This window comes from Streptomyces sp. RG80 (genome assembly GCF_040446465.1).
Lineage (GTDB): Bacteria > Actinomycetota > Actinomycetes > Streptomycetales > Streptomycetaceae > Streptomyces.
In genome coordinates this window covers 523,797-543,995 of sequence record NZ_JBEAAJ010000008.1, presented here as the reverse complement: position 1 = coordinate 543,995, position 20,199 = coordinate 523,797, and the positions used below count along the sequence as shown (strand labels likewise).

20 protein-coding genes and 1 tRNA gene are annotated in these 20,199 nt (G+C 70.8%); 12 read left to right on the top strand and 9 right to left on the bottom strand.

Going from position 1 to position 20,199, the window contains the following annotated elements; genetic code table 11:
* Window positions 1–50: 50 nt before the first annotated feature.
* From ABKA17_RS29400 to ABKA17_RS29385, 4 genes are all read left to right on the top strand, one after another.
* On the top strand, window positions 51–437 hold the full coding sequence (locus ABKA17_RS29400; protein WP_353695287.1) for a hypothetical protein: 387 nt from the start codon (window positions 51–53) through the stop codon (window positions 435–437).
* On the top strand, window positions 434–1,339 hold the full coding sequence (locus tag ABKA17_RS29395; protein WP_353695286.1) for a transcriptional regulator: 906 nt from the start codon (window positions 434–436) through the stop codon (window positions 1,337–1,339). Before ABKA17_RS29400 ends, ABKA17_RS29395 begins: the two co-directional genes overlap by 4 nt.
* Before the next feature lie 34 nt (window positions 1,340–1,373).
* Window positions 1,374–1,847, top strand: a complete 474-nt coding sequence (locus ABKA17_RS29390; protein ID WP_353695285.1) for a roadblock/LC7 domain-containing protein — start codon at window positions 1,374–1,376, stop codon at window positions 1,845–1,847.
* Window positions 1,848–1,909: 62 nt separating this feature from the next.
* On the top strand, window positions 1,910–2,284 hold the full coding sequence (locus ABKA17_RS29385) for a roadblock/LC7 domain-containing protein (RefSeq protein ID WP_353695284.1): 375 nt from the start codon (window positions 1,910–1,912) through the stop codon (window positions 2,282–2,284).
* A 17-nt stretch (window positions 2,285–2,301) separates the two neighbouring features.
* Here the strand turns inward: ABKA17_RS29385 and ABKA17_RS29380 are convergent, their stop codons facing one another.
* Window positions 2,302–2,886, bottom strand: a complete 585-nt coding sequence (locus tag ABKA17_RS29380; RefSeq protein WP_353695283.1) for a hypothetical protein — start codon at window positions 2,884–2,886, stop codon at window positions 2,302–2,304.
* A gap of 130 nt (window positions 2,887–3,016) precedes the next feature.
* A complete protein-coding gene (locus ABKA17_RS29375; protein ID WP_353695282.1) occupies window positions 3,017–3,859 on the bottom strand; it encodes a MurR/RpiR family transcriptional regulator in 843 nt (280 codons plus the stop codon).
* Between the two features lie 174 nt (window positions 3,860–4,033).
* Here ABKA17_RS29375 and ABKA17_RS29370 point away from each other — a divergent pair, with 174 nt between their 5' ends.
* Window positions 4,034–4,477 (top strand): hypothetical protein, encoded by a 444-nt coding sequence (locus ABKA17_RS29370; protein ID WP_353695281.1) that lies wholly within the window; start codon window positions 4,034–4,036, stop codon window positions 4,475–4,477.
* A 129-nt stretch (window positions 4,478–4,606) separates the two neighbouring features.
* Here ABKA17_RS29370 and ABKA17_RS29365 read toward each other — a convergent pair whose 3' ends face one another.
* Complete coding sequence (locus ABKA17_RS29365; RefSeq protein ID WP_353695280.1) at window positions 4,607–5,368, bottom strand: SDR family oxidoreductase; 762 nt, start codon at window positions 5,366–5,368, stop codon at window positions 4,607–4,609.
* 154 nt (window positions 5,369–5,522) lie between these two features.
* Between ABKA17_RS29365 and ABKA17_RS29360 the strand changes: the two genes are divergently transcribed.
* Window positions 5,523–6,374 carry a helix-turn-helix transcriptional regulator gene (locus tag ABKA17_RS29360; RefSeq protein ID WP_353695279.1) on the top strand — a complete coding sequence of 284 codons (852 nt, stop codon included), beginning with the start codon at window positions 5,523–5,525 and terminating at the stop codon, window positions 6,372–6,374.
* A 351-nt stretch (window positions 6,375–6,725) separates the two neighbouring features.
* Here ABKA17_RS29360 and ABKA17_RS29355 read toward each other — a convergent pair whose 3' ends face one another.
* Entirely contained in the window at window positions 6,726–8,114 is a 1,389-nt protein-coding gene (locus ABKA17_RS29355; RefSeq protein WP_353695278.1) for a cystathionine beta-synthase, read from the bottom strand.
* A gap of 149 nt (window positions 8,115–8,263) precedes the next feature.
* On the opposite strand from ABKA17_RS29355, the gene ABKA17_RS29350 reads away from it, so the two are divergent.
* From ABKA17_RS29350 to ABKA17_RS29340, 3 genes are all read left to right on the top strand, one after another.
* Window positions 8,264–9,307: an SGNH/GDSL hydrolase family protein gene (locus tag ABKA17_RS29350; RefSeq protein ID WP_353695277.1), complete on the top strand. Its 1,044-nt coding sequence runs from the start codon at window positions 8,264–8,266 to the stop codon at window positions 9,305–9,307.
* A gap of 135 nt (window positions 9,308–9,442) precedes the next feature.
* Window positions 9,443–10,663: an acetyl-CoA C-acetyltransferase gene (locus ABKA17_RS29345; RefSeq protein WP_353695276.1), complete on the top strand. Its 1,221-nt coding sequence runs from the start codon at window positions 9,443–9,445 to the stop codon at window positions 10,661–10,663.
* A 307-nt stretch (window positions 10,664–10,970) separates the two neighbouring features.
* On the top strand, window positions 10,971–11,756 hold the full coding sequence (locus tag ABKA17_RS29340; protein WP_353695366.1) for a hypothetical protein: 786 nt from the start codon (window positions 10,971–10,973) through the stop codon (window positions 11,754–11,756).
* A gap of 84 nt (window positions 11,757–11,840) precedes the next feature.
* Here the strand turns inward: ABKA17_RS29340 and ABKA17_RS29335 are convergent, their stop codons facing one another.
* Window positions 11,841–12,152: a hypothetical protein gene (locus ABKA17_RS29335; protein ID WP_353695275.1), complete on the bottom strand. Its 312-nt coding sequence runs from the start codon at window positions 12,150–12,152 to the stop codon at window positions 11,841–11,843.
* A 102-nt stretch (window positions 12,153–12,254) separates the two neighbouring features.
* Between ABKA17_RS29335 and ABKA17_RS29330 the strand changes: the two genes are divergently transcribed.
* Window positions 12,255–12,485, top strand: a complete 231-nt coding sequence (locus ABKA17_RS29330; protein ID WP_289920328.1) for a DUF4287 domain-containing protein — start codon at window positions 12,255–12,257, stop codon at window positions 12,483–12,485.
* Window positions 12,486–12,546: 61 nt separating this feature from the next.
* Here the strand turns inward: ABKA17_RS29330 and ABKA17_RS29325 are convergent, their stop codons facing one another.
* The 3 genes from ABKA17_RS29325 to ABKA17_RS29315 form a co-directional block, all read right to left on the bottom strand.
* Window positions 12,547–13,458 (bottom strand): Bax inhibitor-1/YccA family protein, encoded by a 912-nt coding sequence (locus ABKA17_RS29325; protein ID WP_353695274.1) that lies wholly within the window; start codon window positions 13,456–13,458, stop codon window positions 12,547–12,549.
* 201 nt (window positions 13,459–13,659) lie between these two features.
* Complete coding sequence (locus ABKA17_RS29320) at window positions 13,660–14,835, bottom strand: 4-hydroxybenzoate 3-monooxygenase (protein WP_353695273.1); 1,176 nt, start codon at window positions 14,833–14,835, stop codon at window positions 13,660–13,662.
* A gap of 208 nt (window positions 14,836–15,043) precedes the next feature.
* Window positions 15,044–15,126 (bottom strand) — tRNA-Leu (locus ABKA17_RS29315).
* Between the two features lie 405 nt (window positions 15,127–15,531).
* On the opposite strand from ABKA17_RS29315, the gene ABKA17_RS29310 reads away from it, so the two are divergent.
* Window positions 15,532–16,302, top strand: a complete 771-nt coding sequence (locus ABKA17_RS29310; protein ID WP_353695272.1) for an ABC transporter ATP-binding protein — start codon at window positions 15,532–15,534, stop codon at window positions 16,300–16,302.
* Window positions 16,302–18,830: an ABC transporter permease gene (locus ABKA17_RS29305; protein WP_353695271.1), complete on the top strand. Its 2,529-nt coding sequence runs from the start codon at window positions 16,302–16,304 to the stop codon at window positions 18,828–18,830. Before ABKA17_RS29310 ends, ABKA17_RS29305 begins: the two co-directional genes overlap by 1 nt.
* Window positions 18,831–18,883: 53 nt before the next feature.
* On the opposite strand, the gene ABKA17_RS29300 is transcribed toward ABKA17_RS29305, so the two are convergent.
* Entirely contained in the window at window positions 18,884–20,176 is a 1,293-nt protein-coding gene (locus tag ABKA17_RS29300) for a class I SAM-dependent methyltransferase (protein ID WP_353695270.1), read from the bottom strand.
* Window positions 20,177–20,199: the final 23 nt, after the last annotated feature.

Here is a 20,199-nt window from a genome sequence, read left to right as displayed (position 1 = left end):
GCGTAGTTTCGGCGTCACTCAGCCGAACCCCATGCGGGAGGGGAACCGCGGTGCCCGGAATCGACGAGTGTCTGCTGGAAGCCATGCAACTGCCCGGTGCCAGGGGCGCCGCCCTGGTCGACTGGACGAGCGGGCTGGCCCTGGGCACCGCAGGGGAGTCACCGGGCGGCGACCATGAGGCGGCCGCGGCGGAGGCCGCCGAGCTGGCCCGACTGGCCGCCGAACACCGGGCGTTCGCACCGGACGACGACATAACCGACCCACCGGTCGAGGATGTGATCATCAGCAACCGGGACAGCTACCACGTCCTGTGCTTCGTACGGACCTCCTTCGACAGCAGCGTCTTCCTGCACCTGTGGCTGGCCCGGGTGGAGGGCAATCTCGCGCTGGCCCGCATCCGGCTCGGCGAGATGACCGGACGGCTGGTGCTGGGATGACCGCGGTGAGGACGACACCGCCGCCCCGGCTGCCGGTGCGGGACAAGGCGGAGGCCCGCGCCCGGGCGTGGGGCGGCGTCTCGCCGATGCTGACCCGGCTCGCCGCCGAGCGGGCCACCGGAGTCCTGGTCCGCGAACGCGGCAGCCTGCATCTGGCCGAGGGCCGGGTGGTGCACGCCGAGAGCCCCCTGGCACCCGGCCTCGACGTGCTCCTCACGGCCCGCGGCACCCTCGACCCCGAGACCTGGCAGCAGGCGGCCACCGAGGCCGACGGCGCACCCGGCGCGGGCCTGCTGCTGGCCGGCCGCGGCCGGCTCACCCGGGGCGCGCTGGAGCTGTGCCATCTGGAGGCGCTGTACGACGCGGCGTACTTCGCGCTGGCGCCCAGCAGCAGCCCGGGCCGCTTCCGGTACACGAGCGCCGGCCGGCTCGGCGCCGTGCACCCGGTCACCGTGACCGCCCTGGAGCACGAGACGCTGCGCCGCCGCGACCTGCTGCACCGCATCTGGCCCGACCCGGCGACCGACGAGGCGCCCCTGCTGCGCGCCGACGCCCTCGCGGCCCCCGGTCTCACGGCCCGGCAGCGGGCGGTGCTGCACCTGGTCGACGGTGTCCGCACGGCACCCGACATCGCCCGCGGGCTGGGCCGCCCGGCGTTCCACACCCTGGTGGACGTACGGCGGCTGGCGGCGGCCGGGGTCGTCACCCGGGACCCCGCCGCCGAGGCCGTCACCCGCGCCCCGGCACCCCCGCCGCACCCGCCCGCCCTCCCGACCCGCGGCACCCCGGCCCCCCGGGCCGACCGCGGCCCCGCCCTCCACCCCGCAGCGGCCGTGCCCGAGGTCGCCGATCCCGACATCACGCTGCTGAAGAGGCTCAGGGATGCGCTGGAGTCCCTTTGAGCGGCAACGGGCACGCGCCGAGAGGAGAGAGCTGATGGCGGCCGAACCCGAGATCCTGGACGAGCTGCGCCGGTTGAGGAGCCGGGTGCCGCATCTCACCGGCGCCCTGGCGGCGAGCGTGGACGGGCTGGTCATCGCCCAGGACACCCCCGGTGTCGAACCTGAGGGCATGGCCGCCCTCACCGCGGCCGCGCTCGGCGTCGCCGTACGGCTGGCGGACGCGACCGGCCAGGGCGACTTCCGCGAGCTGCTGGTGCGCGGGGCGTACGGCTATGTGGCGACGTACGCGGCGGGGAGCACCGCCGTCCTCACCCTGCTCGCCCAGGACGGTGTGAGCGTCGGGCGCCTGCATCTGGAGGGCCGGCGCGCGGGCGCCCGGATCGGGGAGGTCGTCGACGCCCGTCCGCCCGTCGAGGCACCCGCGAAACCCGCCAGATCCGCCACCCCCAGGTCCAGAACGGCGCGCACGCCACGCACGACCAACGCGCGCGCCTCCACGGAAAGTTGAACCGAGCAAACCTGATCAAACCGAGTGGAACCAAGTAGATCCGAGCAAAGGGGCATAACGTCATGGCCAACACCGAAACCTGTCTGAAGGAAGCACTCGCCTCCATCGAAGGCGCGACCGGAGTCGCCCTCGTGGACTACACCAGCGGCATGGCGCTCGGCACGATGGGCGGCAGCAAGAGCTTCGACCTCAACGTCGCCGCCGCCGGCAACACCGACGTGGTGCGCGCCAAGATGCGGACCATGGAGCACCTGGGGCTCAAGGGGCAGATCGAGGACATCCTGATCACGCTGTCCGACCAGTACCACCTGATCCGGCTGATCGCCGGGCGCGGCGGCAACGGCCTCTTCCTGTACCTGGTGCTCGACGCCAAGCGCTCCAACCTGGCGATGGCCCGCCACCAGCTGAAGAGGATCGAGGAGGACCTGGAGGTCTGAGTGGTCCGAGGACCCCGTCAGACCAGTGCCGCGGTACGGCGGCGCGCCCCACCCGGGGCCGCGTCGCCGGCCGCGACGCCGGTGCCGCGGTACGCCTTGACCGTCTTGCCGGCCGGGCGTCCGCCGCGTGCGTCTAGCCAGTCGACCCGCACCCACAGCAGCTCGTCCTCGGTACGCTCGCGCCGTCCGAGCCACGCGGCCTTCAGCCGCAGCCCGGTGCCGGTCCCGGCGAGCAGCAGACCGCCCGCCACGGGCACCGCGAAGTTGGCACCCAGGGCCACCAGCCAGGCGAGCAGCACCCACCAGCGATGCCCGTGCCGCCAGTTCCGTACGGTCACGGCCCGGTCCTGGAGCACATCGTGCTTGCCGGCCCGGACGGCGCCGCGCGACAGGGCGGTATAGCGCCCGCGGCGGCGGTACGACACGACGGCGGCCGCGACGATGAACAGCGCCGCCCCCGCGAAGACCCCGATCCGGCGCCCGGTGAACCCCGGCACCAGCAGCCCGACACCCGCCGCGAACACCCCGGCCCACCACAGGGGCGCGGCCCCGGCGCGCACCACGACAGCCACCCGAGCGAGCCCTTGACCTCCGCGTGCCACGTCCAGCCTCCTCGTCGTCCCGGCACAGTCCTGATGGCGAGGCAGGGTAACGAGCGAAGGTGAGACGAGCCTTAACGCGGCGAGCCTTGAAGCGGCGTCGCCTCCGCACCGGGGCGGGCGCCGGGGCGGGTCACTCCACGAACAGTCCGCGCGCCGCCGCCTTCGCGTCGAACTCCTCCAGCCGGGCCTGTGCCTCGGGCAGGTCGTCGCACATCGCCTCCAGCAGCACCCGCCCGAGCAGCATCGGCGCACACGCGGTGTCGAAGGCCAGCCCGGTGCCGACGGCAGCCGGCAGCAGCAGGTCGGAGACCTTGGCGACCGGCGCGAACGCGGAGTCGGCGACGGTGACGACGGTCAGCCCGGCCTCCTTGGCGTACCCCAGCGTGTCCACGACCTCCCGGGGGTGCCGGGGCAGCGCGAAGCACAGCAGCGTCGAGGCGCCCGCGCGGACGGCGGCGTCGATCCGGTCGTGGATCATGGTGCCGCCCTCGTGGAGCAGCCGTACGTCGGGGTGGACCTTGGCGGCGAAGTACGCGAAGCCGTACGCCTGGGAGGCCGCCGCCCGCAGTCCGAGGACCGGCAGCGGGCGCGAGGCCGCCAGGAGCCGTCCGGCGCGCCGCACGGGCCGCGGGTCGGCGAGCAGTTCCGCGAGGTGGCGGAGGTTCTCGATCTCGGCCTCGACGGCCTGCTGGTACTCGTTGAAGGCCGCCGGGTCCGCGCTCTGGTCGGCGGGCGCGACCTCGCGCAGGTGTCTGCGCAGCGCGGGGTAGCCGTCGAAGCCGAGGGCGACCGCGAAGCGGGTCACCGACGGCTGGCTGACCCCGGCCAGCTCGGCCAGCTCGACGCTGGACAGGAACGGCACGTCGGCCGCCCGGCGCACCATGCTGTGCGCGATGCGCCGCTGGGTCGGGGTGAGCCGGTGCCCCTCGAAGAGCGCCTGCAACCGTGCGGCAGGAGTGTCCGCCACGCTCATGTCGCTCTCCACTCGGTTCCCCCTCGCTATTCAGGTGTCCAAAACTCTGCATGAACCCATACAGCGAGGCAAGCGGATGCGCCCTCGAACCGGGGCCGCTCGCGGACATCCCGACCACGGACAGGGGGGATATCCCCAGTGCGGCGGGCGGCGGCGCTCCCTACCTTGGATGTCATGACCGGAATGGACGCGCGGGACGCCGACCTGAAGAAGGAACTCAACGCCACCCTGCAAGCGCGCAGGGAGCTGGGCGAGGAGTACGAGTCCGCGTTGGTGGACTCGTTCCTGGAGAAGGTCGACCAGCGCATCGACGGCGCGGTGGAGCGCCGGGTGCGCCGGCAGATGGCCGAGCAGCAGATGGTGGTGGCCCGGGGTTCCCGGTCGCCGAAGTCCACGGACTCCTGGGGGGAGCGGTTCGGCTTCGGCATCGTCTCGCTGGTGCTGGCGATGCCCCTGTCCGGGATCGGCGGCGGAGTCGCGCATCTGCCGGGCCTGCTGGTCACCTGGGCCGGCATCGTCGGGGTGAACGCCTTCCAGGCCGTCCGCACCAACCCGGAGATCTTCAGCGGCCGCCACCACCGTCGCCGGCACAAGGACGACGACGCCTGGGAGGACTGAGGGCGCCGCAGGCGCCTCCAGGGGCGCGGGGCTGTATTCATTTGCGGCTACCGCCGCGCGGTCGCGACCAGCCCCCACCGGCCCGCAGAGGACCGCACAACAGCCCCGCCCCGAGCTCTTGCGCCTCCGTCACGCCTGCCGGGTCGGCAGCACCATGATCTGCCGCAGGTTGACGTGCCGGGGACGGCTGGTGACGTACGCGACGACATCGGCGACCTCCTCGGCCGACAACGTGCCCAGCGCCTCGACCATCCCGCCGATCTGCTCCCGCAGCCCGTCGCTGTCGATGTGCGAGGCGAGCTCGGTCTGCGTCAGCCCCGGCTCCACGTTGGTGACCCGCACGTCACGCGGCCCGAACTCGCCGCGCAGGGACTGCGAGAGATAGGTCAGTGCGGCCTTGGTCGCCCCGTACACCGCGTAGTTGGGGAACGTGACGTGGGCGCCGATGGACGAGATGTTCACGAGGTCCGCGGTCCGCCCCTCGGCGGCGGCGCCCACCAGGTCCGAGGTGAAGGCGCGGATCATCCGCAGCACACCGGTGACGTTGGTGTCGATCATCCGCTGCCACTCGTCGGTCCGCCCGTCGTCGACGGGGTTGGGCAGCATGACGCCGGCCGAGTTCACGACCAGGTCGACGGCCCCGTAGGCGGTGTGGATCCGTTCGACGGCCGCGTCCACCGAGCTCTGGTCGGTCACGTCGGCGACCACGGCGAGCGCCTGCCCGCCCTCGGCGCGGATCTTCTCCACGACCGTGTCCAGCCGCTCCCGGCGCCGGGCCAGCAGCGCGACCTCGGCGCCCTGGGCGGCCAGGAGGACGGCGATCGCCTCACCGATTCCGCTCGCGGCCCCGGTGACGACGGCGGTACGGCCGGCCAGGTTCTCGTACGACATGAGGGTGCTCCTTGAGGGTGGTCGGCGCCGCCGGGGCCTCTCCCCGGCGACGCCAACCACCCTGCGCCGCGCCGACCGTCGTACCCAGGGATGCGCTTTTCCTGGGTCTGCCAGTACCAGGTTCGGATCCCGCTCCTCCCCTACGATCGAACGCATGGACGGGGATCTCGGAGACTTTTTGCGCACGCGCCGCGCCCGCATCCAGCCCGAGGAGGTGGGGCTGCCCTCGTACGGGCGGCGCCGCGTACCCGGGCTGCGCCGGGAGGAGGTGGCGCAACTGGCCGGCGTCAGCGTCGACTACTACATCCGGCTGGAACAGGGCAGAGGTCCTGGGGGCCCCTCCCGGACGAAGTCCGGGGGAGTCTCCGATGCCGTACTGGACGCCGTCGCGCGCGTACTGCGCCTCGACGAGACGGAGCACGCCTATCTGCACGCGGTGGCCCGCCCCCGTAAGCAGGGCGCCCGCCCGGCCGCGCCCCGGGTCCGCGCGGGCATCCAGCTGCTGCTCGACAGCGTGGACCGTACCCCGGCCTTCGTCCTGGACCCCCGGATGACCGTCGTGGCCTGGAACGCCCTGGCCGACGCCGTCTTCGGCTACAGCGACACGACGGCCGAGGCCCGCAGCATTCCCCGCCACGTCTTCCTCGACCCCGCGGCCCATGACTTCTACCCGGAGTGGGAGGCGGTGGCCGCCCAGTGCGTGGCCCATCTGCGGGTCCAGGCCGGCCACCACCACAACGACCGGCAGCTGACCGCACTCGTCGGCGAACTCTCCCTCAAGAGCGAGGACTTCCGCCGCCTGTGGGCCGACCACCAGGTCAGGGAGTGCGCCCACGGCGTGAAGCGCGTCCAGCACCCGGTCGCGGGCCGACTGGTCTTCCCGTACGAGAGCCTGACCCTGCCCAGTGACGGGGATCTGACCCTGCTCGTCTACACACCGGAGCCGGGGTCCGAGACGGCGGAGAGGCTGGCAGTGCTGGCGAGTTGGGCTTCCGCCAGGGCCTAGGTGCGTTGAGGGGTCCCGGAAAAGGCTATTCGCGGGGACCGCCGCACCCCCGTTACCGGGGGGCGGGACGACGGCGGTCCCCGCGAGGGACGCTGACCGGGTCAGGCCGGGTCTCGCGTCCAGGCGTCTGTGGAGGTCCGGGAGCCGCTCCGGAGGTCCTGTGACGCCGTTTCGGTGCCGGCCGGGACGGGGAGCCGCTCCCGCCCTGCCGACACCCCCTAATCTGCCGGATCCGTGTTAAGCGTGTGCTGCGTGGACGTGACGCGCTCGTACCACTTCCGCGAAGTCCACCACTTCGGTAGGCAAACGGAAGTCCGCCCGCCGCACCGCCCGTTCACCGGACGTTTGCCGTCACTTCCCGCCCTTGGCGAGGAAGGCCAGCAGATCCTGCCGGCTGACCACACCGGTCGGCTTGCCCTCGACGAGGACGATCGCCGCGTCCGCCGTGCCGAGCACCGACATCAGGTCGCCGACCGGCTCGCCGGAGCCGACCTGCGGCAGCGGCGCCGACATGTGCTTCTCCAGCGGGTCCTCCAGGGAGGCCCGCTGGGCGAACAGCGCGTTGAGCAACTCCCGCTCCACGACCGACCCGACGACCTCCGCGGCCATCACGTCCGGGTGACCGGCGCCCGGCTTCACGATCGGCATCTGCGAGACGCCGTACTCGCGCAGCACCTCGATGGCCTGACCGACGGTTTCGTCCGGGTGCATGTGGACGAGGGACGGGATGGCGCCGTGCTCCTTGTCGCTCAGGACGTCGGCGACGCGGGCGCTGGGGCCCTCGTCCTCGAGGAAGCCGTAGTCGGCCATCCACTCGTCGTTGAAGATCTTCGACAGGTACCCGCGGCCGCTGTCGGGCAGCAGCACGACGACGACGTCGTCGGGCCCGAGCCGCTCGGCGACCCGCAGCGCCCCGACGACGGCCATCCCGCAGGAACCGCCCACCAGCAGGCCCTCCTCCTTGGCCAGGCGGCGGGTCATCTGGAAGGAGTCCTTGTCGGACACGGCGACGATCTCGTCGGCGACGGTCCGGTCGTAGGCGGTCGGCCAGAAGTCCTCACCGACACCCTCGACGAGATACGGCCGTCCCGAACCGCCCGAGTAGACGGACCCCTCCGGGTCGGCACCGATGACCTTGACCTTGCCGTCGCTGACGTCCTTCAGATAGCGGCCGGTACCGGAGATGGTGCCGCCGGTGCCCACACCCGCGACGAAGTGGGTGATCTTCCCCTCCGTCTGCTCCCACAGCTCGGGGCCGGTCGAGTGGTAGTGGGAGAGCGGGTTGTTGGGGTTGGAGTACTGGTCGGGCTTCCACGCGCCCGGCGTCTCGCGCACCAGCCGGTCGGAGACGTTGTAGTACGAGTCCGGGTGCTCGGGGTCCACGGCGGTCGGGCAGACGACGACCTCGGCCCCGTAGGCCCGCAGCACGTTGATCTTGTCGGTGCTCACCTTGTCGGGGCACACGAAGATGCAGTGGTAGCCCTTCTGCTGCGCCACGATGGCAAGGCCGACCCCGGTGTTGCCGCTGGTCGGCTCGACGATCGTGCCTCCGGGCTTGAGCGCCCCGCTCTCCTCGGCCGCCTCGATCATGCGCAGCGCGATGCGGTCCTTCACGGAACCGCCCGGGTTGAAGTACTCCACCTTGGCCAGGACGGTCGCCTGGATGCCCTGGGTGACGTGGTTGAGCCTCACCAGCGGGGTGTTGCCGACGAGGCTGATCATCGAGTCGTGGAATTGCACCGTTGTCTCCGGATGCTGCAAAAGATGTGGTCTCAGTGGTTCCGCCAGCCTAAAGCCCGGAGCGGTCGTTCACTCCTCGTTGAGATTGGACGACCGTCTGTACGGGGCAAGGAGTGGTTGTACGGCTAGCACGGAGGTGGCAGCGACGTATGACGAGCATGTCGAGGGCGAGGGTGGCCCGGCGGATCGCGGCCGGCGCGGCGTACGGCGGCGGCGGGATCGGTCTGGTGGGCGCGGCGGCCGTGGGGCTGGTGCTGGCGGAGGTGCGGCTGGCCAAGAGACAGGTGGGCAACGGCAACGGTCCGTCGCCGCATGTGCCCAACGCCCATGGTCTGTACGGCCTGTCCTACTCCACCCCCGGTGAACCTCCCCTGCGATTGACGATGCTGGGCGACTCCACGGCCGCGGGCCAGGGTGTGCGCCGCTCGGGGCAGACTCCGGGCGCGCTGCTGGCGTCGGGGCTCGCGGCGGTGGCGGAGCGCCCGGTGGATCTGCGCAACGTGGCACTGCCGGGGGCCCGCTCCGACGACCTGGACCGCCAGGTGGCCCTCGTGCTCGCGGACTCCGGATGGGTGCCCGACGTCTGCGTGATCATGATCGGTGCGAACGACGTCACCCATCGCATGCCGCCCACCCGCTCGGTCCGCCATCTCTCGGCGGCGGTCCGCAGGCTGCGCACCGCGGGCGCGGAGGTGGTGGTCGGCACCTGTCCCGACCTCGGCACGGTCGAGCAGGTCCAGCAGCCGCTGCGCTGGCTGGCCCGCCGGGCCTCCCGTCAGCTGGCGGCCGCCCAGACCATCGGCGCGGTCGAGCAGGGGGGCCGCACGGTGTCGCTGGGCGACCTGCTGGGCCCGGAGTTCGCGGCGAACCCGAGGGAACTGTTCGGCCCCGACAACTACCACCCCTCGGCGGAGGGCTACGCGACGGCGGCCATGGCCGTGCTCCCGACGGTCTGCGCCGCCCTCGGCCTCTGGCCGGCGGAAGAGGAGCGCCCGGACGTCAGCCGCCGTGAGGGCTTCCTGCCCGTGGCCCGCGCCGCCGCGGAGGCGGTGGCCGAGCCCGGCACCGAGGTCACCGCGGCGATGCCGACGGGCCCGAAGGGACCCTGGGCCCTGCTCAAGAGGCGCAAGCGGCGCCGGCTGGCCCCGGTCGAGCCGACCTCCACGTCACCGACCAGCCCGTCCGGCGTTTGACAACGAGGAAAGCAAGCGCTTAGACAATTGCGGTCAGGGTCACACCCCCACCCCCGTGACCTCGCCCATACGTACGGGTAACTTCCCAACCAGCCCTGCCCGGAAGAACCCCGTACGAACGCCAATGGAGTCGTCATGCCCGAAGCAGTGATCGTCTCGACCGCCCGCTCGCCGATCGGCCGCGCCTTCAAGGGCTCGTTGAAGGACCTCCGCCCGGACGACCTCACCGCCACGATCATCCAGGCGGCCCTCGCCAAGGTCCCCGAGCTGGACCCCCGGGACATCGACGACCTCCACCTCGGCTGCGGTCTGCCCGGCGGCGAGCAGGGCAACAACCTCGGCCGGATCGTCGCCGTACAGATGGGCATGGACCACCTGCCCGGCTGCACGGTCACCCGTTACTGTTCCTCGTCGCTCCAGACGAGCCGTATGGCCCTGCACGCCATCAAGGCCGGCGAGGGCGACGTCTTCATCTCGGCCGGTGTCGAGATGGTCTCCCGCTTCACCAAGGGCAACTCCGACAGCCTGCCGGACACGCACAACCCCCTCTTCGCCGAGGCCGAGGCCCGCACCCTCGAGGTCGCCGCGCAGGAGGGCACGACCTGGCACGACCCGCGCGAGGACGGCCTGGTGCCGGACGCCTACATCGGCATGGGCCAGACCGCCGAGAACCTGGCCCGCCTCAAGGGCGTCACCCGCCAGGACATGGACGAGTTCGGCGTCCGCTCGCAGAACCTCGCCGAGGAAGCCATCAAGAACGGCTTCTGGGAGCGCGAGATCACCCCGGTGACGCTGCCCGACGGCACGGTCGTCTCCAAGGACGACGGCCCGCGCGCCGGCGTCACCATGGAGGCCGTCGGCGGCCTCAAGCCGGTCTTCCGCCCCGACGGACTGGTCACCGCCGGCAACTGCTGCCCGCTCAACGACGGCGCCGCCGCGGTCGTGATCATGTCCGACACCAAGGCCCGCGAGCTCGGCCTCACCCCGCTCGCCCGCATCGTGTCCACCGGCGTCTCGGGCCTGTCCCCCGAGATCATGGGCCTCGGCCCGGTCGAGGCCTCGCAGCAGGCGCTGCGCCGGGCCGGTCTCACCATCGACGACATCGACCTGGTCGAGATCAACGAGGCGTTCGCCGCCCAGGTGATCCCCTCCTACCGCGACCTCGGCATCGACCTCGACAAGCTGAACGTCAACGGCGGAGCCATCGCCGTCGGCCACCCCTTCGGCATGACCGGCGCCCGCATCACCGGCACGCTCATCAACTCGCTCCAGTTCCACGACAAGCAGTTCGGTCTGGAGACGATGTGCGTCGGCGGCGGCCAGGGCATGGCGATGGTCATCGAGCGCCTCAGCTAAAGAAGTTGGGATCCCTTTCGGCGCAACGCCGAAAGTAGTCGCACGCATACCCGCCGTGACGCTATGGCCCAGAACCCTTCAACCACCAGGGTTCTGGGCCGTTTTGTGATCCAATCTCCCCCAGGATGTGACCTATCTCCCTTCCCGAAGGGATTTACGCAGGTCAAAGCCGTTCTCACACTAAACCCCGGGCCCAAAGTCCTGCCCGTTTCGTGACGTTACGCACTGACAGCGGGATAGTCCGCCCTTCAAGCTGATGTAGGAAGTCGGGGGTCGACTTTGAACCGGGAGTACGTCAGTGAGCGCCATGCCGATCGCCTTGCTGGTCACCACGGCCGCCACCGGCGCCGTGGCCGTCGCCGTCCTGCGCACCCTCATGCAGCTGCGCCGGCAGGTGGCGGCCCTGCACACCGAGCTCGCCGCGACGAACGCGGCCGCCGCGCGCGGACTCGTGCCGGCCGCCCGTGTCTCCGCCGACGCCGCCGCTGAGATACGGGCCGCCGTGGCCGAGGCCCTCGCCGAGGAGCGGGAGCGCGAGCTCGCCGAGGCGCGGGCGTTCTGGGCCGCCCAGGAGGCCCGTGACGCCTCCGACGCGCCGACGCTGCTCGGGCTGCCCGACAGCGAGCTGTTCCTGCCCCGACAGGCCGATTTCGTGGGTCTGGAGCCGCTGGAGCCGGTCGCCGAGCCGACCTCCGACATCGACGAGTTCGCCGGGGACTCCCCGGAGCTGGCCGCGGCCCGCCGCCGCCACCCCTCCCACCCGGACTTCGTCCCGGTGCAGTCGCCGATGGTGAACGACCATGAGCGCACCGTGGCCACCCTGGAGGAACTCGCCGCGGACCGCGTGGAACTGGCCGACGTCCGCCCGGGCCCGCTGGGCACCCTCGACGTCTACGTCTTCGCCGACGGCACCACGCTGTGCATGACCCCGGGCCACAAGGAGACGGCGGAACGCCTCTCCGCGGCCCTGACGGCCGGCGAGAGCCCGATACTGCTGGGCGGCTCGGGAGTCTCCGGCGCCTACACCCTGACCTTCGCCTGCGGCGAGGAGAACGTCTACATCCTGGCGGACCGGGTCATAGCGAGCCTCTGATCAAAACGCCGGACGCCTGCAACGCCCTGGGGGCGCGGGGAACTGCGCGACCAGCCACAGTGAAGCCGCACCCGCCGACGCTCCTCAGACCCCCGCCCGCTTCTGCGCCTCCTCGACCAACCTCACCGCTTCGTCGATCTGGCCCTCGTCGTCAAGTACGAGGGCCAAGTCATGCACAGCCACGGTGATTTGGTCCGCCGCGGCGAACATCCCGGCGTCCGGCATCTCCCGAGGCTCCTTCGATGGATCTTCGAGCAGCTGCGCCCGGCGGACCAACTCCCTGGCCAGGCCCAGTGCCTCGGTCGCGGCGCCGCGCTGCAACCGGCTCTGGGGCGCGGCCCGCAACCGGTCGGCAAAGTGATCCACGGCTTGGGTCAAACGCGCTGTATCGGCCACGGCGCCACCGTACGCGCCGCACCGGGACTGTTGCCAACACGCAAAGGGTCAGGCACGGTGACCTGAAGGACCGGCTTACATCCCATGCGTCCGGAGGCGCCGATGTCCCAAGTCTTCTCCGAGGAGACCCACCGCAATCTGCTCGCCCGCATCCCCCACTGCACCGGTCGTGAAGTGTCCGACTGGCTGCGCACCGTCGAAGAAGGCCCGGCGCTCTTCCGCTTCGAGGAAAAGGTCAGCTGGCTCCGCCACGAACACAACCTCGCGTACGGCCACGCGAAAGCTCTCATCCACGAGTACGACCTGAGGAGGGCCGCGCGCAAATTCCTCTAGGCGCGCAGACGACGAAGGGCCCCGGGACGAACCCGGGGCCCTTTCACGCACGCGGGGTGCGTCAGTCGCTGTTGAGGATCGAGATCAGCCTCAGGAACTCGAGGTAGATCCAGACCAGCGTCATCGTCAGACCGAACGCCGCCAGCCAGGCCTCTTCCTTCGGCGCGCCGTAGGCGATGCCGTCCTCGACCTGCTTGAAGTCGAGGGCCAGGAAGCAGGCGCCGAGCAGGACGCCGATGATGCCGAAGACGATGCCGAGGCCACCGCTGCGGAAGCCGAGGCCGTCACCGCCGCCGAAGACGGCGAACAGCAGGTTCACCATCATCAGCAGGACGAAGCCGAGCGCGGCCGCCATCACGAAGCCGTAGAAGCGTCGGTTGACGCGGATCCAGCCCGCCTTGTACGCGACCAGCACCGCGGCGAAGACCGCGAGGGTGCCGATCACCGCCTGCATGGCCGCACCGCTGGCGATGCGGTTGTCGACGACGCTGGAGACCACGCCGAGGAAGACACCCTCGAACGCGGCGTACGAGACGATCAGCGCGGGCGAGGCCTTGCGCTTGAACGACTGGACGAGCGCCAGGACCATACCGATCAGGGCGGCGCCGATGGCGATGCCGTAGGACCGGCCGATGTTGGCGTCGTCGACCGGCAGCGCCGCCCAGGCGACCGCGGCCGTGACGACCAGGATGCCGAGCGTGGTGCCGGTGCGCATGACGACGTCGTCCATCGTCATACGGCCGGTGGTGGGCGGCGCTTGCGGCGGCGCTCCGTGCTGCTGGTCCGGCTGCGCGTACGGGTTCTGCGCGTAGGGGTTGTCCGCCTGCGGCTGGGCATACGGGTTGCCCTGCGCGTAGGGGTTGCCCTGCGTGCCTACAGCGGCGCCCCCGGCCTGCGGCTGGGCGTTGAAGCCCGCGTAGCCGTTGTCGCGGCTGAACCCCCGTCGCGAGAAGACCGGGTTGCTGCTCCTCATTTCACTCCTCCATGGCCACTGCTGGTGGGCCTTGGCTCAAGAGTAATAGGTAGGCAAAGGATTGACCCTAGTGCTTGGGGAGGATCTTTCCCTTGTCGTGTTCGCCAACACGCTACGCGGCCGGTCGATTCCCGGCCACGACGGGGGCAGGTTCATGACCATTCCGGTACATCAGCCGGTACCCGGTACATCAGCCGGTACTCAGTCGAAGGGAAACCCCGTGTACCCCTCCGCCAGATCGGTCTCGGCGGCCGCCGACCCCGCGATCCGCTCCAGCCGCGCCACCTGGAGCCGGTCCTCGAACGGAGTCGCGGCGGGATCCCGGTGCAGCAGCGTCGTCATGTCGTACGAGAACCGCTCGGCCTGCCACACCCGGCGCAGACAGGTCTGCGAATAGGCGTCGAGCAGCTCGGCCGAGCCCGTCTCCTTCTGGTGCGACAGCGCCCGCGCGAAGGTGACGACGTCACCGACGGCGAGATTCAGCCCCTTCGCCCCGGTCGGCGGCACGATGTGGGCGGCGTCCCCGGCGAGGAAGAGCCGTCCGTGCCGCATGGGCTCGTGGACGTAGGAGCGCATGGGGGTGACGGACTTCTGCGTGATGGGACCCCTCTGGAGGGTCCAGTCGTCGTCGGTCTCGAAGCGCCGCGCCAGCTCGTCCCAGATCTCCTCGTCGCCCCAGCTCTCCGCGTCGGTGCCCTCGGCGACCTGGAGGTAGAGCCGGGAGACCGACGGCGAGCGCATGGACAACAGGGCGAAGCCGCGGTCGTGGCGGGCGTAGACGAGCTCGTCGTGGGAGGGCGCGACATCGGCGAGGATGCCGAGCCAGCCGAAGGGGTACGTCCGTTCGAAGACCCGGGTCAGCTCCTCGGGGATCGCCTTGCGCGCCACCCCCCAGAACCCGTCGCACCCGACGACGTAGTCGCACTCCAGAACGTCCTCACGCCCCTCGTGCCGGAACCGGACGGTGGGGCGGTCGGTGTCGACCCCCTCCACACCGAGCGCCTCGGCCTCGAACAGCAGCGGCCCGCCCTCCTTGAGCTGGAGGGCGATGAGGTCCTTGCACACCTCGGTCTGCGCGTACACCATCACGGACCGCCCGCCGGTGAGCGCCGGGAAGTCGACGCGGTGCCGCTTCCGGTCGTACCGCAGCTCGATCCCGTCGTGCCGGAGCCCCTCCCGGTCCATCCGCTCCCCGGCCCCGGCCGCCCGCAGCACGTCCACGGTCCCCTGCTCCAGGATCCCGGCCCGCTGCCGCTGCTCGACGTAGGCGCGGTCACGGCTCTCGAGTACGACCGAGCCGATACCGGCGTTGTGAAGCAGCCGGGCGAGCAGGAGCCCGGCGGGGCCGGCTCCGATGATGCCGACGGTGGTGCGCATCGGTCGTTCCCTTCGGTGGGCGTGGTTACCGCTGATCGCGTCGCGCGTACGGTGCGCGTGGTTCGTATAGTGAAATTTCCTTCACTATCTTTCTCTCGCGAGTCTGCGACGGGCGGCGCCCTGTGTCAACGGTTCGATGTCGCGATGTACTGAAGGAAGGAGCCCACCGGAAGCGGTCTCTGCCTACGGCAACTGAAAAGGTCGGAGGTGCCCGGAACCGGACTTGAACCGGTACGCCCGCGAGGGGCAGCGAGGTTTAAGCTCGCCGTGTCTGCATTCCACCATCCGGGCAGGCCATGGGCTCCGCGTCGAGGTTCGAGCCTATCGGGATACATCCCCCGAACAGCGGACGGGCGGACCGATGTTGTCTTATTTTATTGACGTCTGAGGGTGCATCAGCCCCTGGAACGGGCCATCCGCACTTGCCAATAGCCTTACGCGCGGCAGCCGCCCGCGCACGCGGAATGACGGAATTTCACCGCCCGAACGAGGGGGCTCCACCTGTTCTCGACCAGGCCTCCGTCCGGGGGCCGCGTCAGGGGCTCCCGTCATCCCCAGGTATGACACGGCCGACCGCGGTCAACCCGAAGTCGCCCCCCGGAACCGGAACAGCGGGTGACTACACGGCGGCGGGGCACCGGGACGATGGTTCACATCCCCGAGAACACATCGTCGTCCCGTCAGGAGCGCCCACCCGTGACCACCACTCCCATCGCCGGCCGAGCCACCACCGTGGCCGCTCGTGCCACGGATCTGTCGAAGATCTACGGACAGGGCGAGACCCAGGTGGTCGCGCTCGACCGGGTCTCCGTCGAGTTCCGGCAGGCCGAGTTCACCGCGATCATGGGCCCGTCGGGCTCCGGCAAGTCCACGCTGATGCACTGCGTGGCCGGGCTCGACACCTTCTCCTCCGGCTCCGTGCGCATCGGTGACACCGAGCTGGGCTCGCTCAAGGACAAGCAGCTCACCAAGTTGCGGCGGGACAAGATCGGCTTCATCTTCCAGGCGTTCAACCTGCTGCCGACGCTGACCGCGCTGGAGAACATCACGCTCCCCATGGACATCGCGGGCCGTAAGCCCGACAAGCAGTGGCTGGAGAGCGTCATCCAGATGGTGGGCCTCAAGGACCGTCTCTCGCACCGGCCTTCCCAGCTCTCCGGCGGCCAGCAGCAGCGGGTCGCCGTCGCCCGCGCGCTGGCCTCCAAGCCCGACATCATCTTCGGCGACGAGCCGACCGGAAACCTCGACTCGCGCTCCGGCGCCGAGGTGCTGGGCTTTCTCCGCAACTCCGTAAGGGAGTTGGGGCAGACCGTGGTGATGGTGACCCATGACCCGGTGGCCGCCGCGTACGCGGACCGGGTCGTCTTCCTCGCCGACGGGCGGATCGTCGACGAGATGTACCGGCCCACCGCCGAGACGGTCCTCGACTTCATGAAGCAGTTCGACGCGAAGGGCCGTACCTCCTGATGTTCCGCACCGCCCTGCGCAACGTCCTCGCGCACAAGGCCCGGCTGCTCATGACCGTGCTCGCCGTGATGCTCGGCGTGGCCTTCGTGTCCGGGACGCTGGTCTTCACCAACTCCATCTCCCACGCCTACCAGAACAGCTCCGCCAAGGGCTTCGACCACGTCGACGTCGCGGTCGAGCCCGACTACCAGGAGAGCGAGGGCGACAAGGTCGGCAAGGTCCACGAGCTCACCCAGGCGCTGCTCGACGAGAGCGGCAAGGTGCCGGGGGCGGCGAGCGCCCTGGGTGTCGTCAAGGGCTTCACCGCCATCGCCGACAAGGACGGCGACCTGCTCGGCGACGGCTGGCAGTCCGAGGGCGGCAACTACTCCGGCGCCAAGGACCCCCGCTACCCGCTCGTCAGCGGACACGCCCCGAGCGGCAAGGGCGAGGTGCTGCTCGACGCCGAGAGCGCCGAGCGCGCCGGCTACAAGGTCGGCGACACGGTCCGGATCTCCGTCGACGGCCCGGTCCTGACCCCCACCATCACCGGCATCTTCACCACCGACGACGGCAACGTCGCGGCCGGCGGCAGCCTGGCCCTGTTCGACACGGCGACCTCGCAGTCGCTGTTCGGCAAGAAGGGCACGTACGACGAGATCGACGTCCGGGCGAAGCCGGGGGTCAGCCAGACCGCGCTCAAGGCCGAGCTGGACAAGGCACTGCCGAAGGACCTCGTCGAGACGACCACGGCACGCCAACTCGCCGACGACCAGGCCGAGATGATCTCCTCCCAGATGGGCAGCTTCCGTCAGATGCTGCTGGTCTTCGCGGGCATCGCGCTCTTCGTCGGCACCTTCATCATCGCCAACACCTTCACCATGCTGGTCGCCCAGCGCACCAAGGAGCTCGCGCTGCTGCGGGCGGTCGGTGCCTCGCGCCGGCAGGTCACGCGGTCGGTGCTGATCGAGGCGTTCGTGGTCGGCACGGTCGCCGGCGCGGCCGGCCTGGTCGCGGGCATCGGCATCGGGATCGGACTGCGGTCGCTGATGGGCACGCTCGGCGCGACCGTCCCGGACGGCCCGCTGATCATCTCCGGCGGCACCGTCGCCACCGCCTTCGCGGTCGGCATCCTGATCACCATGCTGGCGGCCTGGCTGCCGGGCCGCCGGGCCGCGAAGATCGCGCCGGTCGCCGCGATGAGCAGCGTGCACGCGCAGGCCACCACCAAGTCGCTGGTGCTGCGCAACACCCTGGGCGCCCTGTTCAGCGGCGCCGGAGTCGCGGTCGTCCTGGCGGCCACGACGATGAGCGGCTCCGACGGACAGGCCCCGATGGGCATCGGCGCGGTGCTGCTCATCGTCGGCGTCTTCATCCTGACCCCGCTGCTGTCCCGCCCGCTGGTCGCGGCGGCGGCACCCGTCCTGCGGGTCTTCGGGATCTCCGGCAAGCTGGCCCGCCAGAACTCGGTCCGCAACCCCCGTCGTACGGCCGCCACCGCGTCCGCGCTGATGATCGGCCTCACCCTGATCACCGGCATGACGGTGATGGCGGGCAGCCTCCAGAAGTCGATCGACAAGATGGCGTCGGCGACGATCCGCGCCGACTACGTCGTGTCGATGGCGAACGGCAACGAGCTCTCCGCGGACGTCGGCAAGGAGCTGGCCCGCGTCGACGACGTCACCGAGATCAGCACGATGCGCAACGCTCCCTCGCGCATCGACGGCGAGACGGAGTACCTCACCGGAGTCGACGGGGCCGCGTTCGCCGAGCTCACCGATCTGAAGGTCGACAACGGCGCCTTCAAGGTGGGCGGCACGCAGGTCGTGGTGGACGCGTCGCGCGCCGAGCAGAAGGGCTGGAAGGCCGGTTCGGCCTTCACCGTCCACTACGAGGACGGCAAGCAGCAGAAGCTGACGGTCGCCGGGGTCTACGAGGGCAACGAGTTCTTCAGCGGCATCCTCCTCGACAACGCCACACTCACCCCGCATCTGTCGGACGCCGCCGACATGATGGTCATGGTGAAGACGTCCGACGGCGCGACGAGCGCGACCAAGGACAAGCTGGCGAAGGCCCTCGGCACCAACCCGGCGATCAGGATCCAGGACAAGCAGGACCTGTCCGACGACATCGCGAAGATGTTCACGCTGATCCTCAACATGGTCTACGGCCTGCTCGCCATGGCGGTGATCGTCGCGATCCTCGGTGTCATCAACACCCTGGCCATGTCGGTCTTCGAGCGCTCCCAGGAGATCGGCATGCTCCGCGCGATCGGCCTGGACCGCAAGGGCATCAAGCGGATGGTCCGCCTGGAGTCCCTGGTGATCTCCCTGTTCGGCGGCGTGCTCGGCATCGGTCTGGGCGTGTTCTTCGGCTGGGCGGCCGGTGAACTGCTGGGCACCAAGATGGCGACGTACGAACTCGTCCTGCCCTGGGGGCGGATGGCCCTCTTCCTGCTCGGCGCGGCGGCGGTCGGAGTCCTGGCGGCCCTGTGGCCGGCCCGGCGCGCCTCCCGGCTGAACATGCTGTCGGCCATCAAGGCGGAGTAGCCGTACGGCAGTCGGGGCCCGTCACTCCCATGTGGCGGGCCCCTTCCGTCTGTTCAGGTCCAGGTGCGGGCGCGCAGTGGCATCCCGGAGGCGCCCGACTCGGGCGTGCGGACGGCCAGGACCTGGTTGACGCCGATGCGGTTGCGTTCGAAGGCCAGGGCGCAGGCGGCCATGTAGAGGAGCCAGACGCGGGCCCGGCCGGGGCCTGCGATCCGCTGGGCGCGCGGCCAGTCGGCCTCCAGGGACCCGACCCAGCGGCGCAGGGTGAGAGCGTAGTGCTCGCGGATCGACTCGACGTCGCGCACCTCGAACCCGGCGCGCTCCAGTTGGGTGACCGTGGTGCCGAGGGGGGCGAGTTCGCCGTCGGGGAAGACGTAGGCGTCCATGAACTCGTCGAGACTGTAGGCGGATTCGTCGCCTTGCGGGCGGCGGGCGATCTGGTGGTTGAGGAGCCGCCCGCCGGGCGCGAGGAGGGCGTACAGGTCGCGGGCGTAGTCCAGGTACCGTTCCGCGCCGACGTGTTCGGCCATACCGATGGAGGAGATCGCGTCGTACGGGCCGTCGGCGACGTCCCGGTAGTCCTGGACCCGGATCTCGACCCGGTCGGTGAGCCCCTCCTCGGCGACGCGCTTACGGGCGTACGCGGCCTGTTCCTGGGAGAGGGTGACGCCGACGACGTGGACGCCGTGCTCGCGGGCGGCGTGGATCGCCATCGAGCCCCAGCCGCAGCCGACGTCGAGGAGGCGCTGACCGGGTGTCAGGGCGAGCTTGCGGCAGACGAGTTCGAGCTTGTCGCGCTGGGCGAGTTCCAGGGTGCTGTCGGGAGCGGCCCAGTAGGCGCACGAGTAGACCATGGACGGGCCCAGGACGATCTCGTAGAAGTCGTTGCCGACGTCGTAGTGATGGCTGACGGCGCGTTTGTCGGTGCGTCTGGTGTGGCGGTGGCCGCGGCGCCCGCGGATCTCCTCGGGGGGCGGGGCGGGCGGCAGCGGCAGCCGGGCGAGCTTCACCAGGCCGCGTACGGCGGCCCGTACGTCGGGGTCGCGCAGCGCCTCGGTGCGGCTCCTGGTGTCCCCGTCGCGCTCCCACAGGAGGCCCGCGATGAGGCCGAGGGCGGAGTAGAGGTCGCCGTCGATGTCGAGGTCGCCGGCCACCCAGGCGCGGGCGAGGCCGAGCTCACCGGGCCTGAACAGCAGCCGGCGCACGGCCCGGCGGTTGCGTACGACCAGCACGGGGGCGCCCGGCGGGCCCGCCTGCGAACCGTCCCACGCGCGGACACGGACCGGGAGCGGGTCTCCCAGCAGTTGTTCCAAGAGGTTCTTGAGCCGCAGCGCGGCGTCAGCCATGGCGCACACCTCCGTTACGAGGA

Excerpts from the sequence above, each read along its gene's own strand:
- ABKA17_RS29395 (WP_353695286.1), top strand. The coding sequence starts at position 434 with ATGACCGCGGTGAGGACGACACCGCCGCCCCGGCTGCCGGTGCGGGAC.
- ABKA17_RS29390 (WP_353695285.1), top strand. The coding sequence starts at position 1,374 with ATGGCGGCCGAACCCGAGATCCTGGACGAGCTGCGCCGGTTGAGGAGC.
- ABKA17_RS29385 (WP_353695284.1), top strand. The coding sequence starts at position 1,910 with ATGGCCAACACCGAAACCTGTCTGAAGGAAGCACTCGCCTCCATCGAA.
- ABKA17_RS29375 (WP_353695282.1), bottom strand. The coding sequence starts at position 3,859 with ATGAGCGTGGCGGACACTCCTGCCGCACGGTTGCAGGCGCTCTTCGAG.
- ABKA17_RS29370 (WP_353695281.1), top strand. The coding sequence starts at position 4,034 with ATGACCGGAATGGACGCGCGGGACGCCGACCTGAAGAAGGAACTCAAC.
- ABKA17_RS29365 (WP_353695280.1), bottom strand. The coding sequence starts at position 5,368 with ATGTCGTACGAGAACCTGGCCGGCCGTACCGCCGTCGTCACCGGGGCC.
- ABKA17_RS29360 (WP_353695279.1), top strand. The coding sequence starts at position 5,523 with ATGGACGGGGATCTCGGAGACTTTTTGCGCACGCGCCGCGCCCGCATC.
- ABKA17_RS29350 (WP_353695277.1), top strand. The coding sequence starts at position 8,264 with ATGACGAGCATGTCGAGGGCGAGGGTGGCCCGGCGGATCGCGGCCGGC.
- ABKA17_RS29345 (WP_353695276.1), top strand. The coding sequence starts at position 9,443 with ATGCCCGAAGCAGTGATCGTCTCGACCGCCCGCTCGCCGATCGGCCGC.
- ABKA17_RS29340 (WP_353695366.1), top strand. The coding sequence starts at position 10,971 with ATGCCGATCGCCTTGCTGGTCACCACGGCCGCCACCGGCGCCGTGGCC.
- ABKA17_RS29330 (WP_289920328.1), top strand. The coding sequence starts at position 12,255 with ATGTCCCAAGTCTTCTCCGAGGAGACCCACCGCAATCTGCTCGCCCGC.
- ABKA17_RS29325 (WP_353695274.1), bottom strand. The coding sequence starts at position 13,458 with ATGAGGAGCAGCAACCCGGTCTTCTCGCGACGGGGGTTCAGCCGCGAC.
- ABKA17_RS29320 (WP_353695273.1), bottom strand. The coding sequence starts at position 14,835 with ATGCGCACCACCGTCGGCATCATCGGAGCCGGCCCCGCCGGGCTCCTG.
- ABKA17_RS29305 (WP_353695271.1), top strand. The coding sequence starts at position 16,302 with ATGTTCCGCACCGCCCTGCGCAACGTCCTCGCGCACAAGGCCCGGCTG.
- ABKA17_RS29300 (WP_353695270.1), bottom strand. The coding sequence starts at position 20,176 with ATGGCTGACGCCGCGCTGCGGCTCAAGAACCTCTTGGAACAACTGCTG.